The 16,682-nt window shown below is 64.3% G+C and carries 10 protein-coding genes and 1 pseudogene; 7 read left to right on the top strand and 4 right to left on the bottom strand.

The features are described 5' to 3' along the window. Positions 1 to 10 precede the first annotated feature (10 nt). From guaB to VZ068_RS11525, 3 genes are all read left to right on the top strand, one after another. Positions 11 to 1,468: an IMP dehydrogenase gene (gene guaB, locus VZ068_RS11535; RefSeq protein ID WP_259149173.1), complete on the top strand. Its 1,458-nt coding sequence runs from the start codon at positions 11 to 13 to the stop codon at positions 1,466 to 1,468. A gap of 121 nt (positions 1,469 to 1,589) precedes the next feature. Beyond that, a complete protein-coding gene (gene guaA, locus VZ068_RS11530; protein WP_349655387.1) occupies positions 1,590 to 3,155 on the top strand; it encodes a glutamine-hydrolyzing GMP synthase in 1,566 nt (521 codons plus the stop codon). Positions 3,156 to 3,765: 610 nt separating this feature from the next. Continuing rightward, a complete protein-coding gene (locus VZ068_RS11525; RefSeq protein ID WP_349655386.1) occupies positions 3,766 to 6,483 on the top strand; it encodes an AAA domain-containing protein in 2,718 nt (905 codons plus the stop codon). A gap of 209 nt (positions 6,484 to 6,692) precedes the next feature. Here VZ068_RS11525 and VZ068_RS11520 read toward each other — a convergent pair whose 3' ends face one another. The 4 genes from VZ068_RS11520 to VZ068_RS11505 all read right to left on the bottom strand — a co-directional run bounded on the left by VZ068_RS11520 (position 6,693) and on the right by VZ068_RS11505 (position 12,634). Further along, positions 6,693 to 7,322 carry a hypothetical protein gene (locus VZ068_RS11520; RefSeq protein WP_349655385.1) on the bottom strand — a complete coding sequence of 210 codons (630 nt, stop codon included), beginning with the start codon at positions 7,320 to 7,322 and terminating at the stop codon, positions 6,693 to 6,695. Positions 7,323 to 7,366: 44 nt separating this feature from the next. After that, positions 7,367 to 8,494 carry a Cache 3/Cache 2 fusion domain-containing protein gene (locus VZ068_RS11515; protein WP_259149184.1) on the bottom strand — a complete coding sequence of 376 codons (1,128 nt, stop codon included), beginning with the start codon at positions 8,492 to 8,494 and terminating at the stop codon, positions 7,367 to 7,369. Between the two features lie 413 nt (positions 8,495 to 8,907). After that, a complete protein-coding gene (locus VZ068_RS11510; protein ID WP_024939195.1) occupies positions 8,908 to 9,549 on the bottom strand; it encodes a response regulator transcription factor in 642 nt (213 codons plus the stop codon). Beyond that, a complete protein-coding gene (locus VZ068_RS11505; protein WP_349655384.1) occupies positions 9,542 to 12,634 on the bottom strand; it encodes a triple tyrosine motif-containing protein in 3,093 nt (1,030 codons plus the stop codon). Before VZ068_RS11505 ends, VZ068_RS11510 begins: the two co-directional genes overlap by 8 nt. Before the next feature lie 464 nt (positions 12,635 to 13,098). Between VZ068_RS11505 and VZ068_RS11500 the strand changes: the two are divergent. The 4 genes and pseudogenes from VZ068_RS11500 to VZ068_RS11485 all read left to right on the top strand — a co-directional run. Beyond that, positions 13,099 to 13,488: pseudogene (locus tag VZ068_RS11500) on the top strand (AraC family transcriptional regulator); the annotation flags it as partial. Between the two features lie 83 nt (positions 13,489 to 13,571). Next, positions 13,572 to 14,228 carry a hydrolase gene (locus VZ068_RS11495; protein WP_259149191.1) on the top strand — a complete coding sequence of 219 codons (657 nt, stop codon included), beginning with the start codon at positions 13,572 to 13,574 and terminating at the stop codon, positions 14,226 to 14,228. Next, complete coding sequence (locus tag VZ068_RS11490; RefSeq protein WP_259149192.1) at positions 14,225 to 14,662, top strand: DoxX family protein; 438 nt, start codon at positions 14,225 to 14,227, stop codon at positions 14,660 to 14,662. Before VZ068_RS11495 ends, VZ068_RS11490 begins: the two co-directional genes overlap by 4 nt. Before the next feature lie 113 nt (positions 14,663 to 14,775). Further along, on the top strand, positions 14,776 to 16,617 hold the full coding sequence (locus tag VZ068_RS11485) for an amidohydrolase (protein ID WP_349657696.1): 1,842 nt from the start codon (positions 14,776 to 14,778) through the stop codon (positions 16,615 to 16,617). The last annotated feature ends 65 nt before the right edge of the window (positions 16,618 to 16,682 follow it).

Below are 16,682 nucleotides of genomic sequence, written 5' to 3'. Positions count from 1 at the left end.
GGGTCCGCCGATGCTCCGCATCCAGGCTGAAGCTCTCACCTACGACGACGTTTCGCTCGTCCCCGCTCATTCGATCGTCCTGCCCAAGGATGTCAGCCTGGAAACCCGGCTGACCCGCGATCTGCGTCTGAAACTGCCGATCCTGTCGGCCGCGATGGACACGGTGACCGAACACCGCCTGGCCGTGGCCATGGCGCAGCTGGGCGGCATCGGCATCATCCACAAGAACCTGACCCCGGCGCAGCAGGCTGCCGAAGTGGCCAAGGTCAAGAAGTTCGAGTCCGGCGTGATTACCGAGCCGTTCACGGTGAGCCCGGATACCACAATCGGCGAAGTGATCGCGCTGACGCGCGCACGCAACATCTCCGGCGTGCCGGTGGTGGACGGCAGCGAACTGGTCGGCATCGTGACCAGCCGCGACATGCGCTTCGAAAAGAAGCTCGACGATCCGGTCCGTCACATCATGACCAAGAAGGATCGCCTGATCACCGTGCGCGAAGGCGCCAGCGATGAGGAAGTGCTGGAGCTGCTACACCGCAACCGCATCGAAAAGATCCTGGTGGTGAACGACAGCTTCGAGCTGCGCGGCCTGATCACGGTCAAGGATATCCAGAAGAAGACCGACAACCCCAACGCCGCCAAGGATGCCGCCACGCGGCTGCTGGTCGGCGCGGCCGTGGGTGTTGGCGGCGATACCGAACAGCGGATCGAACTGCTGGCCGCTGCCGGCGTCGACGTGGTCATCGTCGATACCGCGCACGGTCATTCGCAGGGCGTGATCGACCGTGTGGCCTGGGTCAAGAAGACCTATCCGCACCTGCAGGTGATCGGCGGCAACATCGTCACCGGCGATGCCGCGCTGGCCTTGATGGATGCCGGCGCCGATGCGGTCAAGGTCGGCGTGGGCCCGGGCTCGATCTGCACCACGCGCGTGGTCGCAGGCGTCGGCGTGCCGCAGATCACCGCGGTGGACATGGTGGCCGAAGCGTTGCAGGACCGCATTCCGTTGATCGCCGATGGCGGCATCCGCTATTCCGGCGATATCGGCAAGGCGCTGGTCGCCGGTGCGTCCACGGTGATGGTCGGCGGCCTGCTGGCCGGTACCGAAGAGGCGCCGGGCGAAGTCGAGCTGTTCCAGGGCCGCAGCTACAAGAGCTACCGCGGCATGGGCAGCCTGGGCGCGATGGAGAAGGGGTCCAAGGACCGCTATTTCCAGGACGCTTCCGACGCCGACAAACTGGTTCCGGAAGGCATCGAAGGGCGCGTGCCGTACCGCGGCCCGGTCGGCGGCATCATCCATCAGCTCATCGGTGGTCTGCGCGCGACCATGGGCTATGTGGGCTGCGCCACCATCGAAGACATGCGCACCAAGCCGAAGTTCGTCAAGATCACCGGCGCCGGTCAGCGCGAAAGCCATGTGCACGACGTGCAGATCACTAAAGAGCCGCCGAACTATCGCGCTGGATGATCGGGAATGGGGAATCGCGAATCGGGAATCGTAAAAGCCCGGCGGTTCCTCGTCCGATAGCGGCTGGCGCCGCGTTTGCTGTTGCGATTCCCCAATCCCGATTCTCGATTCCCGGCTCTCAATGACCAGCATCCATAACGACAAGATCCTCATCCTCGATTTCGGCGCGCAGTACACGCAGTTGATCGCGCGGCGCATTCGCGAAATCGGTGTGTACTGCGAGATCTGGGCCTGGGATCACGATCCGTCCGAGATTGCCGGCTTCGGTGCCAAAGGCATCATTCTGTCTGGTGGCCCGGAGTCGACCACCTTGCCGGGCGCGCCGGTGGCGCCGCAGGAAGTGTTCGACAGCGGCTTGCCGGTGTTCGGTATCTGTTACGGCATGCAGACCCTGGCTGCGCAGCTGGGCGGCGCCACCGAAGCGGCCGATCAACGCGAATTCGGCCATGCGGAGGTGGATGTCGTCGCGGCCGATGCGCTGTTCTCCGGCCTGACCGACCATGCGGGCGCATCGCGGTTGAACGTGTGGATGAGCCATGGCGACCACGTGTCGCAAGTGCCGCCCGGCTTCACCATTACTGCCGTGACCGACCGCATTCCGGTGGCGGCGATGTCCAATGAGGACAAGCGCTGGTACGGCGTGCAGTTCCACCCCGAGGTCACCCACACGCTGCAGGGCCAGACCTTGCTGCGTCGCTTCGTGGTCGATGTCTGCGGCTGCCAGACGCTGTGGACCGCCGCCAACATCATCGACGACCAGATTGCGCGCGTGCGCGCGCAGGTCGGCGACGACGAAGTGATCCTGGGTTTGTCCGGCGGTGTGGATTCGTCGGTGGTCGCTGCATTGCTGCACAAGGCGATCAGCGACAAGCTGACCTGCGTGTTCGTCGATACCGGCCTGCTGCGCTGGCAGGAAGGCGACCAGGTGATGGCGATGTTTGCCGAGCACATGGGCGTCAAGGTGATTCGCGTCAACGCGGCCGACCGCTATTTCGCCAAGCTCGAAGGCGTGAGCGACCCGGAAGCCAAGCGCAAGATCATCGGCAACCTGTTCGTGGACATCTTCGATGAAGAGTCCAACAAGCTGGCCAATGCCAAGTGGCTGGCGCAGGGCACGATCTACCCGGACGTGATCGAGTCGGCCGGCAGCAAGACCGGCAAGGCGCACGTGATCAAGAGCCACCACAACGTGGGCGGCTTGCCGGAACACATGAAGCTGGGCCTGGTCGAACCGCTGCGCGAACTGTTCAAGGACGAAGTGCGTCGCCTCGGTGTGGAACTGGGCCTGCCCCGCACCATGGTCTATCGCCATCCGTTCCCGGGCCCGGGCCTGGGCGTGCGCATCCTGGGCGAAGTGAAGCGCGAATACGCCGAGCTGCTGGCCAAGGCCGATGCGATCTTCATCGACGAACTGCGCAAGGCCGACCTGTACGACAAGACCAGCCAGGCGTTTGCGGTGTTCCTGCCGGTCAAGTCGGTCGGCGTGGTCGGCGATGCACGCGCCTACGAGTGGGTGATCGCGCTGCGTGCGGTGGAGACCATCGACTTCATGACCGCGCACTGGGCGCACCTGCCGTACGATTTCCTCGGCACGGTGAGCAACCGCATCATCAACGAACTGCGCGGCGTCTCGCGCGTGGTCTACGACATCTCCGGCAAGCCGCCGGCGACGATCGAGTGGGAGTGAGACTGGTCCTTCGGGCGGGTTATCGCAGACTATCGAAAAATCCTCGTAACGTATTGTTTTAAAAAAGTACGTCACCAGAGCTAGTGGTGGCTATCACCGGTTAGAGCATGGATCGCCTGTATGGCGCAGCCGAACTGCGGCAAGCCGGTGATGGCAGCGGATTGAGCGCACCGATGGTGTAGCGTGGAGGAACTATCCATTAGCCAGAACGACACTCCCGACCTTGCTGCCCACAGGCTGCCAAGGTCGGGCAGGGGGCTGTGGCGGCCTCTCGCTGATGCTAGCTCGCGAAAACTTGCTCGACGCCAACAATCTTTCAGCGCCGGAGCGCTTCTGATCGACATTCCGGTGGGCGTGCATACTGAAGTGGCGCCGTGGCGCTGAAGGCATGCAATGGTGCAGTGCCTGAGAAATATAGAAGAGTCCCGCGCGCCGGTTTGCAGCTGCGCGCTAATTGCCTTGCGTCACAGATTGCCTCTTGCTGACCATACAGCCATATTTTTCCACAAGGCGGTAATGGCAAGATAAATCCTTATCGGCACAGAGAATTGCATTGGATGTTCGCCGCAAAGCGAAATCAAGATGCCGTTCGCGCACGCATAAGGGACGTATGGTTTCTATCCATGTGGATGGCGAAGATAAGACTGCGAAGATCAGTGATTGGGTGATTTGCTGGAGCGACAAGTACAAAGCCCTGCAACTGGTTTGTCATTACCCTTCAAAAAAAACCTACACCCGCCCACTTGGCAACTGTCGCGTTTCTCCAACGCGCGAGTTGGGCGCGATGTTACTGACAAAACCAGGTAGCACGATCGTCAAGCCCATCTCCAAGGTGACGATCTATGACGAACGGTATGCGGTCGTGCACTATCCGGGCACCAATAGGCCCTACGTCTATAAGATGGAAGGTATCGGTCTTGTCGCGCCAACGGCGATAAAAGATACGCCGATCTTCCATTACTTCTCAGTCGTGGCGAATGCCCGGCGCGATAGCGCGAAATCCGAGACTGACCGCAAAATCGCTGCAAATGTCGTGCACCAATTGGGAAAACTGCCCGCCAGTGCCGACACTGCCTTGCAGGCCTATTGCACGGGGCGTAACGGCGTACTAGCGGCAGGTCAGGGGCTGATCTATCCGTTCGGGTTGAACGAGAGCCAGCTTGCGGCGGTCGAGCAGGCGTTTCGTGCGCAGGTAAGCGTCATCGAGGGCCCACCAGGGACCGGCAAGACCCAGACCATCCTCAACATCCTCGCCAATATCCTGCTGCGTGGGCAGACGGTGGCGGTACTGTCCAACAACAATGCGGCGGTGGAAAACGTCTACGAGAAGCTGGAGAAGTGCGGCCTGGGTCACCTGGTCGCCAAGCTCGGTAACCAGAACAACCGCAAGGACTTCTTCGCCGATCTAGCGCCGTGGCCATCCATCGAATCCGAGCCTGCGCCGTCGTTGGAGGAAGTCCAGGTCCTGCTCGACCGCGTGAAACAGCACTTACACGATCGCAATCGGGTGGCGCAACTGCAGGTCGAGCTAGACGAGCTGACCGTCGAGCGGCGCTATCTGCAGCAGTGGCAAGCAGAAAGCGGTGTGCAGGTGACCGTCTCGCTGGACAAGTACGGACTGTCGCCGCCCAAGACCACGGATCTGATGGCCTACCTGGCCCATCTCGGTGAGCAGCGCATCCGCCTCAAAGATCGCATCGAGCTGCTGTTCAAGTTCAAGATTTTCCGCACCAAGCCGTTCACCGATGGCGATGCGCGCCTGAGCGTTTTCCATGCCCTGCAGATGCACTATTACGACAAGGCGTCACGAGACAAGGAAGCGGAGTTGCAGAAGTGCCGCGACTCGCTGGCACTGGCTGATTTCGATGTTTCGCTGGAGACGTTGAAGGCGGCATCGATGCGTCACCTGAAGCAACATCTGCAAGCTCAGGTGCGGTCTTCGGACAGCTTCGATGCCAACACGTACCGGCATCAACAACAGTTCGATGCCTTTCTGCGGCGTTTCCCGATTCTGGGCAGCGGTACGCACTCCCTTGTCAATTCGATCGCGTCTGGCGCAATCCTCGATTATGTGATCATCGACGAGGCTTCATTGCAGGACATTGTGCCGGGCATCCTACCTCTGGGCTGCGCAAAGAACCTGATCGTCGTCGGCGATAACCGCCAGTTGGCGCACATTCCGGTTGCTCTCGGCCTGCCTGCGCCCGCCGCTGCCTACGATTGCGAGCGATACAGTTTGCTCGATTCGTGCATCAATGTATTCGGGGCTGCGATACCCAGGACGCTGTTGAAAGAGCACTATCGCTGCCACCCCAGGATCATCCAGTTCTGCAACCAGCAGTTCTACGACAATGCACTGGTACCAATGACCGAAGATAAAGGTGAGTCGCCTCTACGCCTGGTGGTGACTGCCAGGGGGAACCATACCCGCAACAACACCAACCTCAGGGAGCTGGATTCCCTGCTCAAGTTGCTTGACGACGAGGGCGAGCCCGTCGGGATGGACCGCGACGGCCGTGGCTTCATCGCCCCGTTCCGAGCGCAGGTTGATCTCTCGGGTACCTGCTTGCCGGAGGATTTCGTCAAGGACACCGTGCACAAGTTCCAGGGCCGGGAGTGCGACGAGATCGTGTTCTCCACCGTGCTGGACAAGAAGCGCTACAACCAGCAACGCGAGCGGCTGGATTTCGTTGACGACCCGCACATGGTCAACGTAGCGGTGTCGCGAGCCAGGCACCGCTTCACCTTGGTGACGGGCGACGAAGTGTTCACCGGCAACAACGGCCAGATCGCGGCTCTGATGCGCTACGTCAGCTATTACGCGCAGGACGAGCAGATTGTGCGTGCGCCGGTGGTGTCGGCCTTCGATCTGCTGTATCGCGAGTACGACCACTCCCTTGCGCGCTTGAACGCGCGCTTGAGGCCGGAGGACTCGCGCTACAAGTCCGAACAGATCGCGGCGCAGTTGCTGCGCGAAGCGCTTTCCGCATCGGTATACCGGTCGTTGATGTACCACGATCAGATCAAGCTGGATCAGGTCGCATCGCCGAGTAATCCGGATTTAACGCAGCGCGAACGAGCCTTCATGGCACGTGCCAGCTGCGACTTCGTCATCTATTTCAAGGTGGGCAAGGTGCCTTTAGGGGTGATCGAGGTCGATGGTGGTTCCCATGACCGGCCAGAACAGGCGGCGCGGGACGCGTTGAAGAACGGAATTCTGGCGAAAAGTGGCATCCCCATCCTTCGCCTAAGCACGATCAAGAGCGGCATCGCAGAAAGTATCGGCGACTTCATCGCTCAATGGGCGGCTGCACCGCGCAGCGCATAGGGCGGGACGCGCCGTGTCCGAGCAGTTGGCCGTATCTCAATCCTGCGCAATCAGTGCACAAGCCGCCGACGCGGTGCCTGGTCTGTAATACCCGCAGATCTCCTGCTCAAGTATTACTTTTTCGAAGGAGACAGTGATGGGTGAAGTAGTGGACGAGGACTAGATCAGCATTGGATGGTTTGGTGCACCGCCGGCAGCTTGGCCTCGCCTTAGCGCAGCTTGGCCAGCGCTACACGCGCATCGGCCATGAACTTCTGCGCTTCCTGCGGCGTGGAAAGATTGGCGCCGAGCTGGCTGAGCACCTGCTCGATATCGCTGGAGGCTTCCCAGGCTTCATCGCACAACATGCCGGCGATGGGGCCGAGATAGTTCAGTGCGACTTTTTCCAGCGCCTGGCGAACCGCTTCGTCCGGCGCTGCGCCGTTGCCGGCAGACGCCGGTGCGGGCGTTGTGGGTGCCGCGCTGGCTGCGGCAGGTGCCGGCACCGGAGCGGTGGCGACCGGCGCACGCACCGGGGCCGGCGCACCGCCCAGATCCTGCTCGAAGCCGCCCATTAACCACTGGCGCGAGTCTTCGCTCAGCAAGGATGGCTTGCCCAGGCCGGCGCCGGGGTCGGTCTGGAAGCGGGCCTTCGCGGCCCCGACCATGGTGAGGCGTTGCACCGCCTCGTCATTGCGCAGCATGCGGAAGACCACTTCTTCGATCTGCCCGGCATTGAGGCGGACGATGCAGGAATGGTTTTCTTCGGTGACGACAAACAGAAAGCCGGACGCCTTCTTCAGTGCCAGCGCCCTGAGCTCGCGCAGGACCTCGATCAGCGGACGGAATTCATTGGACATGGCGTCTTCCTTGCATCATCTGGTACGAAATCGGGCGGAGCGGCTCAGCGTTTGCTGAGGCGCTCCATGGCCAACCGGACGCTGTTGGACAGGCGGGAGATGGCACGCGCCAGGGTACCAATTTCATCCTTGAGGTTGACCTCTTCGATGGTGTGGTTCCACTTGCCCAGGCTCAGTTCTTCGGCCACGGTGGTCAGATGCTGGATGGGGCGCAGCACGCGGTTCCAGATCAGGGCCCACTGCAGGCCAAGCAACAGGGCGCAGACCAGCAGGCCGATGCCGGCGATCCACAGCGACTGGCGCACGATCACGCCATTGACGTCGCTCTTGGGATAGGCCGAGACCAGGGTGAAGCCCCAGTCGGGCACTTCCTGCTTGGTCACGACCCAGTCGTCCGGGCTGTCCTTGACGATGCGCTCGATGGTGGCGGTGTCGGTGGTGGCACCGGTGGTGGACTGGAAGCGCAGCTTGTTCTTGCTGTCGAACACGGCGATGAAGCCGGAATCGAGCACGCGACGGCTGCTGACCACGTTTTCCAGGGCCTGGGTGTCGGCCTTGTAGCCGACGTACCAGGCGCCGATGACACGCTTGTCGTTGCCGGCAAAGATCGGCTCATAGCCGGTGACGTACGGGTTGCCGAGGATGTCGACCACGCCGTAGAAGCTCTCGCCGTTGCGCAGCTTGGCGGCAGCCTGGCCGTTGGGGTCGAGCACGGTGCCGATGGCGCGGCTGCCGTCGTCCTTCTTGACGTTGGTGGAAATGCGTACGAACTCATCGCCGGTACGCGAGAACAAGGTCGCGGTGCCTTCGTGAATGGCGGTGACGTCGTCCAGCATGGTGAAGGCGTTTGCCTGCGGGCGCTGGCCCAGCAGCAGGTCGTTGGCGTTGCGGTCGGCGACGCGGATTTCGCTGCCGATGCTCGGGGCGCCCTGCGCATTGGCTTCCTTGCGCAACTGGCGCATCGAGGAATTGACGCGGTCGAGCATCATCGAGCGGGTGACGGCGAACAAGGTCTGCAAGGACACCGACTGGCGCTCGATCGCGTCGCCGGTCTCGAACTTGACCCGGTTCGCTTCGGTAATGGCCAGAATGACCGTGAGGGCCACCACCACGACCAGCACCAAGGCCAGCACCGGCAACAGCAGGCGCACCCGCAAAGAGTGACGAAGCATCGCAATTCCCCTGAACGCGTTTAGTGATTGAATCGAGTGCCGCCGCAGCGCTGTGCGGCGGTCGGACCTAGCCGTTATCGGCTGTCAGACAAGATGCTGAAGCGGCCCCCATGCCGCTTGGCGGGGCATAAGATAGCTCAAGCCGATCGATTTGACAGTGCGTGTCGATCGCCTTGTGCGCCTTGCGTTCAAGAATGGTGGACCGGGTTACAGAGTTGGCGCTGGCGAGCGTGGTGGGCAGCGGGGTGGGGGAGTCCTCCATGGGGCGATCCATCGCGGCGCCATGGGTGAGCCGGCCGATGCGCGGGGTGCGTCTTGGCATCCCGCCTGCCCTTGCCGTGCTACCGCAATGACCGGATGAAGCGGCGATTGAAGAGCGACCGACGCTTGCGACCTACCAGGTTGCAGGCGGCTCAGGTTTCCAGCGACAGGATTCCCCGGCGCAGGGCAACGGTGACTGCGTGGGTGCGATCGCGCACGCCGAGCTTGGCCAGGATGTTCTTCATATGCGCCTTGACCGTCTCTTCGGAAATGCTCAAGGCGTTGCCGATCTGCTTGTTGGAGCAGCCGGTGGCCACCAGGCTCAGTACCTCCGTCTCGCGGGCGGATAGTGCGTCGTCGAGCACGTGGGCGGCGATGTTTTCGGCCACCGATGCCGGCACATGCCGCCGCTGGCCGCGGCGTACGTCGCGGATGGTGTCGACCAGCTCGCGGCGCAGCGCGCTCTTCAGCAGGTAGCCGCAGGCGCCGGCCTGCAGTGCGCGCACCGCACGCACATCGCCGGTATAGGTGGTCAACACGATGACCTTGGCGGCGGGGTCGACACGGCGGATGCGCTGGATGGCTTCGACGCCATCCACGCGCGGCATCTGCAGATCCATCAGCACCACGTCCGGGCGCAGGCTGGCGTAGCAGGCCACGGCCTGTTCGCCGTCCTCGGCTTCGCCGACCACACGCATGTCGTGTTCGGCGGCGAGCATGGCGCTGAGACCGTCGCGCAGCAGCGGATGATCGTCTACCACCAGCACGTCGGTCGGTTTGACCATCTCAGCCATTGGAGCTCTCCGTGGATCGTGCAGGTCGAAATCGCCACCACCAGCGCGGTGGCGTCGCATAGGCGGTGCGGGCCGGAAGCGTGATCTGGATTGCGGTGCCGCTGCCTGGACGCGACCACAACTGCATCTTGGCGCCGATGCGTTTGGCGCGTTCCTGCATGCCGGTCAGCCCCCAGTGCCCGGTGCGCGCATGCCCATGCAGCACGTCCGGATCCAGGCCGCAGCCATCGTCGCGGATGCGCAGCACGAAGTCACGTGAACCGTAACGCAGTTCCAGCGCGATGCGCGTGGCGTCGGCATGGCGATCGGCATTGGCCAATGCTTCGCGGCCAAGCTGGAACACTTCGTCGGCCACCAGCGGGCGCAGCGCCACCGGGCGTCCTTCCACCGACACCTGCAGGTCGGCCGACGCCGGTGGCATGCTGGCCTCGCGTGCGCGCTGCAGTGCGGCGGCCAGATCCTGGCGCAGCGAATAACTGTCGCGCAGGCCGTTGACGCGGTCGCGGCCTTCGACCAGCGCATTCTCGGCCAGGTCGACCGCCTGTTCGAGCTCCAGCCGGCGCGGGTCGTCCTGCGGCAACGAGCGGCTGGCGGCATGCAGCCGCAGGATCAGCCCCTGGGTGCCCTGCAACAAGGTGTCGTGCAGCTCGCGCGCGATGCGTTCGCGTTCGCGGTAGCGCTCTTCCAGTCGTGCACGCAGGCGTCCGGCAACATGCCGGGTGCGCATGCGCCACAGCATCGCAAGCGTTAGCAGCAGGGCGAGCGCGACGCACACCTTGAACTGCCAGGTCTGCACGAAGGCCGCTTCGATGACGAAGTCCAGGGTGTCGCCGCGCGCGTTCCATACGCCATCGTTGTTGGCGGCGGCAATGCGGAAGCGGTAACGGCCGGGCGCGAGGTTGGTATAGAACGCCTCGTTACGGTTGCCGGCGTCCTGCCATTGCGCGTCCACGCCCTCCAGCCGGTAGCGGAAGCGCACGCGTTCCGGCCGGGTCAGGCTCACAGCGTCGTAGCCGATGCGCAGGCGGTGCGTCCACCTGGGCAGGCGCAGCCCGGCGGTGCGCGGGTAGGGGCGGTCGTTGGCGACCACGTCGGTGATGGAGACTTCCGGCGCGGTGGGGTTGCGGTAGGTCTGTTCGGGGTCCAGCCAGGCCAGGCCCTGGTTGGTGGTGAACCACAACAGGCCGTCGTCGGCGGCGATGGCCGTGGGGACCGGTGTGGCCTGCTGGGCGACACCGGGCAACCCGTCCATGATGTCGTACAGGCGCAGCGCCGGGCTGACCACGCCCGATTGCACGCTGCGCAGCAGCGCAGGTTGAGCGATCTGCACCACGCCGCGGTTGCCGTTCAACCACAGCGTGCCGTGCCGGTCCTGCACGATGCCGGTGATGCCTTGCAGGAGCGGATTGGTCTGATCGGCCACTTGCCGGAACCGGCCGTCGGCGCCCAGCGCCGCCAGCCCGGTTTCGCCGGCGACCAGCGTGAGCGATGGGCCTTGCCAGATGGCGGTGATCGGCCCCACCGACAGGCCATCTTCTGTGCTGTAGCGCGTCACCTGCCGGCCCTGCAGCAGGCGCACATCGCCCTTGATGGTGCCCACCCACACGCCGCCATCGCGCGTGCTGGCGAGCACCGTGCACGGGCTGTCCTGCAGAGTGGGCAGCGGCTGCCAGGCGTTGCCGTCGAAAGCGTAGGGGCCGCCGGCATCCGGGCAGACCCAGGGATGGTTGCGGTTGTCCACGACGAAGGCGCGGATGGCGCCGGTCGGCAGGCCGAGCGGCAGCGCCACCGGTTGCACGCGGCCGACCTGCAGACGTAGCAAGGCATGCTCGCCGAGCACCCAGCCATTGGCGGTCGCCGGCACATCCAGGATGTGGTGGGACGCACCATGCTGCAAGCCTTCGAGGCGATCGCGGCTCAAGGCCAGCAGCCGGCCATCGCGCAGGCTGGCCAGGAGCGGCCGTGCGGCGGTGCCCGGGGCGGGATTGAAGGTCGCCACCGCCATCGCCTGGCCCGGCAGCAAGGACGCCAGGGGCAGCAACGCGCGATGCCGGAACCGGTTGAGGCCCAGATTGGTGCCGGCCCACAGATTGCCTTCGCGGTCTTCGAGCAAGGGGCCGGCAGTGGCGGAGGTCAGGCCTTGTACGGTTCCGAAGCGTTCCAGCACCGGCGTGGGCGATGTGGGCAAGGCGATACGGAACAGACCATGCGCCGCGTAGTCGCTGCCCCATAGCGCGCCATCGCGCATGAACCGGATGCGCCGCGCGAACAGCCCGGGAAATTGCAGCCGGGCACGGGCCGCGGCGGGCAGCACGTCGCCATGCGCATCGGTCAACGCAAACACGCCGCGGTACGGGTCTGCAACCCAGATCGCTCCGTCCGGACTTTCGGCCATGGTGACGTAGAGGCCTACCTGCTGGCCGCTGGGTTCGAAGCGTTTGGCGCCAGGCCGCAACGACAGAATCTGGGTGCCGTCGCTGACCCAGAGCGTGCCGCGCACATCGCGCAGCAGCCAATGCGCGCGCTCGGCGGTGTAGCCCCAGTCGGCGCCTGCACGCTGCCAGCGTTGTCCATCGAACCAGCACAAACCGCCATCGATGGCGGCCCACCAGCGCCCACTTCCATCGTGCTCGATGCGGAACACCATGCCGGCAGGCACGTCCCTGCCCGGGCTGAAGTGCGTCAGGTGACCGTCGGCAAGGCGATCGATGCCGGCGTTGAAGTAGCCGATCCAGGCGGTGTCGTCCGGCGCCAGCGCAAGCGCGGTCATGTTGTGCGATGCATAGGCCTCGCCATCCGGCGCCGCCTGCCGCGCGAAACGGTCACCATCGAACTGAAACAGCCCAAATCCGGTCGCCAGCCACAATGGCCCGGCATCGGCTTGCTGGATATCCCAGATATCTGCCGGTGCGCCGCGCTCGGTGCTCCAGGCGGTGTGGTGGAATTGCAGCAGCCCAGCACGCGTTGCGGCGATGCCTTCGGCATACACGGGGGTGCAAGGCCACCCGTAACTGCACAGCACAACGATCACCGCTGCGCACAGGCGCCAGAGCAGGTGGAGGCGGATGGGGGGCTCGCGCGGCATTGCAGCATTGTCGGGCGAGATCGGGGCCAAGCACCACCACCTCTTTCGGGGGAGGCAGGTCGGGCAGGAAATCGGCTACGCATGGATCGTCATGTGGCGTGGGGTGCGTGCGTGTCGCTGCGATGCGGTGAGCGCTGAGCCGGATGCCATCGGTTGGCTGCAGCAGCGATGACGCTGCCTTGTAGCGTGTCGTGCCATGCGCTGGCGTTCGCTTGGTTTGCGTGTCGTGCGGATGCCGACCTGGACACTGCAAGGCGCGACAGAAACAACCGCGCGGTCTCGCCGCTGCGTTGGCCTGCATGCGCGGGCGCATGCCATGGCGATGCACGCATGCGATCCCATGCGTGCTTGTCGCAGCACGCATGCTGCTCACCCGAAAGAGTGAGCGATCGGCCTCACCATCAGGGGTGGGGCGATCGGCATGTTCGCCCCACCATGGCGTCATTCCCCGCCGGAGACGCCGCATGGCACGTCTGACTGCCGCTGGTCGCCCCGATCTGCATGCAGGCAACGCCACCAACGCACCGCATGCCCCACGCGCACGTGCCGTGGCAAGAGCGCTGCAGTACATCGATACGCATCTGTACGAGCCCATCGGCGTGACGCAACTGGCCGGCGCTGCCTGCATGAGCCGCTTCCATTTTGCGCGCGTGTTTCGCGATGCGCTGGGCGCCAGCCCGATGGAGTACTTGCGGCGTCGTCGCCTCGAACGCGCGCAGGCGATGTTGCGCGAAGGCCGCCACACCATCAGCCAGATCGCCACCGATCTGTGCTTCTTCGATCAAAGCCATTTCGTGCGCAGCTTCCGCAATGCCACCGGCTGCACGCCGGCGCGCTTTGCCGCGCAAGTGGCCAACGCCCCCTGCGCCGCGCGCACCGCACCGCGTGCGCATCGGCACGCCGCTGGTTCTTTTTCATCCTCCCTGGAGCATCACGTATGACCACCGCCACCGCCGTCCCCGGTCAGTCTCTGTTGTCGCCCGGCGATCACGCGTTGATCCTGATCGACCACCAATCGCAGATGGCGTTCGCCACGCATACCATCGACATCTCGGCGCTGCGCAACAACGTGTCGCTGATTGCCAAGGGCGCCAAGGGCTTCAAGGTGCCGGTGATTCTGACTACCGTCGCAGAGAAATCGTTCTCCGGCCCGTTGTTTCCCGAGCTGCCGGAGATCTTTGCCGGCGAGCCGGTGTTCGACCGCACCAGCATGAATGCCTGGGAAGACCAGGGCGTGATCGATCGCGTCAACGCCATCGGCAAGCAGCGTCTGGTGATTGCAGGGCTGTGGACCAGCGTGTGCATCGTCGGCCCGACGCTGTCGGCGATCGAACAGGGGTTCGAGGTCTACGTCATCACCGATGCCTGCGGCGATGTCAGCGACGAAGCGCACGAGCGCGCGGTGACGCGGATGGTGCAGGCCGGCGCCGCGCCCATCACCAGTGTGCAGTACCTGCTGGAATTGCAGCGCGACTGGGCCCGCAGCGACACCTACGACCTCACCACCGGCATCGCGCGTGCGCATGCGGGCGGCTACGGCATCGGCATTCAGTACGCCAAGACCATGTTCGGCGCGCAGGAAGGCGGGCATTGAACGCATCGGTACCACGCAGCAGCGCCGGTCTTGCATCGGCATTGCTGATGCTACGCATTGCCGGCGGCGGCTTCCTGCTGCCGCATGGTCTGGGCAAGTTGCTGGGATGGTTCGGTGGACCGGGACTGGCTGGATTTGCTGCTGAATTACAGCAATTCGGGTTTCCGTCCGCACCGCCGCTGCCGTTGCTGCTGGCCTTGGTACAGACGCTCTCGGGGCTGGCGGTGCTGCTGGGTCTATGGACGCGCGTCAGTGCCGCGCTGGCGGCCGTGTTCATCGCCACCACCGTCGTGGTGGCCGTGCCCAATGGCTGGTTCTGGATGCACGGTGGCATGGAATATCCGCTGATGTGGCTGTTGCTGTTGCTGGCCCTGACCGCCGCCGGCGGTGGCGCATGGTCGCTGGATGGGCTGCGCAGGCGTGGTGCCGCATGAGCAGTGCACCGAAGGATCACGATGCCGGGCGGCGCCTGTGGATGCAGGGCGCCGCCGCCGGTCTTGCGTTGGGCGCCTTGCCCGGCGCTTCGTCTGCTTCAAGGAAGTCTGAGATGGTCGATCTTGTCGTTCGCAATGCACGCATCACCACGCTCGATCCGCGTCAGCCCAGCGCCACCGCCATAGCAGTGGCCGATGGACGCATCGTGGCGGTGGGCGACGACGCGCAGATCATGGCGCTGGCAGCTGGCGCCAGCAGCATCGATGCGCAAGGCCGGCGCCTGTTGCCTGGCCTCAACGACAGCCACACCCATCTGATTCGCGGCGGGCTCAATTACAACTTGGAGCTGCGCTGGGATGGCGTGCGCTCGCTTGCCGATGCGATGGCGATGTTGAAGGCGCAGGTCGACCGCACGCCAGCGCCGCAATGGGTACGTGTGGTCGGTGGATTCACCGCACATCAGTTCGTCGAAAAGCGCTTGCCGACCCTGGACGAGATCAATGCACTCGCACCGGAGACACCGGTATTTTTGCTGCATCTGTACGACCGCGCCCTGCTCAACCGCGCGGCCTTGCGCGCCTGTGGCTACGACAAGGCCACTGCCGATCCGCCCGGCGGGCGCATCGAGCGCGACAAGCTGGGCAACCCCACCGGCCTGCTGCTGGCCAAGCCCAATGCGCTGATTCTCTACGCCAGCCTGGCCAAGGGCCCGCGTCTGCCGTTGGAGTATCAGGCCAATTCCACCCGCCATTTCATGCGCGAACTCAACCGGCTGGGTATCACCTCGGTGATCGATGCCGGCGGTGGTTTCCAGAATTATCCGGAGGACTACCAGGTCATCGAGCAGTTGCATGCGGCCGACCAGTTGAGCGTGCGCATCGCCTACAACCTGTTCACCCAGAACAAGGGCAGGGAAGTCGACGACTTCCGTGGCTGGACCGAGATGCTGCCGGTGCGCAAGGGCGACGATCTGTTGCGGCACAACGGGGCAGGTGAAATGCTGGTGTTCTCGGCGGCGGATTTCGAGCAGTTCAGCGAGCCGCGCCCGGAGCTGCCGCCGGAACTGGAGCCCGAGCTGGAGCAGGTGGTGCGGTTGCTGGTCGAGAAGCGTTGGCCATTCCGTATCCATGCCACCTACGACGAAAGCATCGCGCGCATTCTCGATGTCTACGAAAAGGTCAATGCCGACATTCCCTTCGATGGCCTGCATTGGTTCATCGACCACGCCGAAACCATCACGCCACGCAATATCGACCGCATCGGCGCCTTGAACGGCGGCATCGCCGTGCAGCACCGCATGGCCTATCAGGGCGAAGCGTTTGTCCAGCGCTATGGCGTACAGGCTGCGCGGCACACGCCACCGGTGCGCCGCATGTTGGCGGCCGGCGTACCGGTGGGCGCCGGCACCGATGCGACGCGCGTGGCCAGTTACAACCCGTGGGTGGCGCTGTCGTGGCTGGTCACCGGACGCACCGTGGGCGGCCTGGCGTTGTACGGCGAAGAGAACCTGCTCGACCGCGAGCAGGCGTTGCGGCTGTGGACGCAGGGCAGCGCGTGGTTCTCCGGCGATGAGAGCCACAAGGGCACGCTGGCGGCGGGGCAACTGGCCGATTTCATCGTGTTGTCGGACGATTACTTCCGCGTCGACGATGCCGCCATTGCCGACATCACCAGCGTGCTGACCGTGCTGGGTGGTCGCATCGTCCATGGCGATGGCGACTTCGCCGCGCTGGCGCCCACCTTGCCGCCGGCGATGCCGGACTGGTCGCCGGTCAATCGTTTCGGCGGCTATCACGTGGGTGGTGCGGTCAGCGGGCTTGCCAGCGCCACGCACGTGCATGGTCATGGCTGTCGCGCGCACGGGCCGCATGGACATGCAGCGCAGCATGCTGCGCCCAGCGATGATTTGCGCGGCTTCTGGGGTGGGTTGGGTTGCGCGTGTTTCGCGTTTTGAGATCGACCCCGTAGCGATGCGCCTGCCGGCGCATCCTGGCCCGTCACCTTGTTTGTTTCACCCCG

This window comes from Xanthomonas sp. 10-10 (assembly GCF_040182365.1).
Lineage (GTDB): Bacteria > Pseudomonadota > Gammaproteobacteria > Xanthomonadales > Xanthomonadaceae > Xanthomonas > Xanthomonas arboricola_F.
Note: the sequence above shows the minus strand (reverse complement) of the source record. Positions and strands in the feature narration are given on the sequence as shown.

Excerpts from the sequence above, each read along its gene's own strand:
- VZ068_RS11485 (WP_349657696.1), top strand. The coding sequence starts at position 14,776 with ATGGTCGATCTTGTCGTTCGCAATGCACGCATCACCACGCTCGATCCG.
- VZ068_RS11495 (WP_259149191.1), top strand. The coding sequence starts at position 13,572 with ATGACCACCGCCACCGCCGTCCCCGGTCAGTCTCTGTTGTCGCCCGGC.
- VZ068_RS11520 (WP_349655385.1), bottom strand. The coding sequence starts at position 7,322 with ATGTCCAATGAATTCCGTCCGCTGATCGAGGTCCTGCGCGAGCTCAGG.
- guaB (WP_259149173.1), top strand. The coding sequence starts at position 11 with ATGCTCCGCATCCAGGCTGAAGCTCTCACCTACGACGACGTTTCGCTC.
- VZ068_RS11515 (WP_259149184.1), bottom strand. The coding sequence starts at position 8,494 with ATGCTTCGTCACTCTTTGCGGGTGCGCCTGCTGTTGCCGGTGCTGGCC.
- VZ068_RS11525 (WP_349655386.1), top strand. The coding sequence starts at position 3,766 with ATGGTTTCTATCCATGTGGATGGCGAAGATAAGACTGCGAAGATCAGT.
- guaA (WP_349655387.1), top strand. The coding sequence starts at position 1,590 with ATGACCAGCATCCATAACGACAAGATCCTCATCCTCGATTTCGGCGCG.
- VZ068_RS11510 (WP_024939195.1), bottom strand. The coding sequence starts at position 9,549 with ATGGCTGAGATGGTCAAACCGACCGACGTGCTGGTGGTAGACGATCAT.
- VZ068_RS11505 (WP_349655384.1), bottom strand. The coding sequence starts at position 12,634 with ATGCCGCGCGAGCCCCCCATCCGCCTCCACCTGCTCTGGCGCCTGTGC.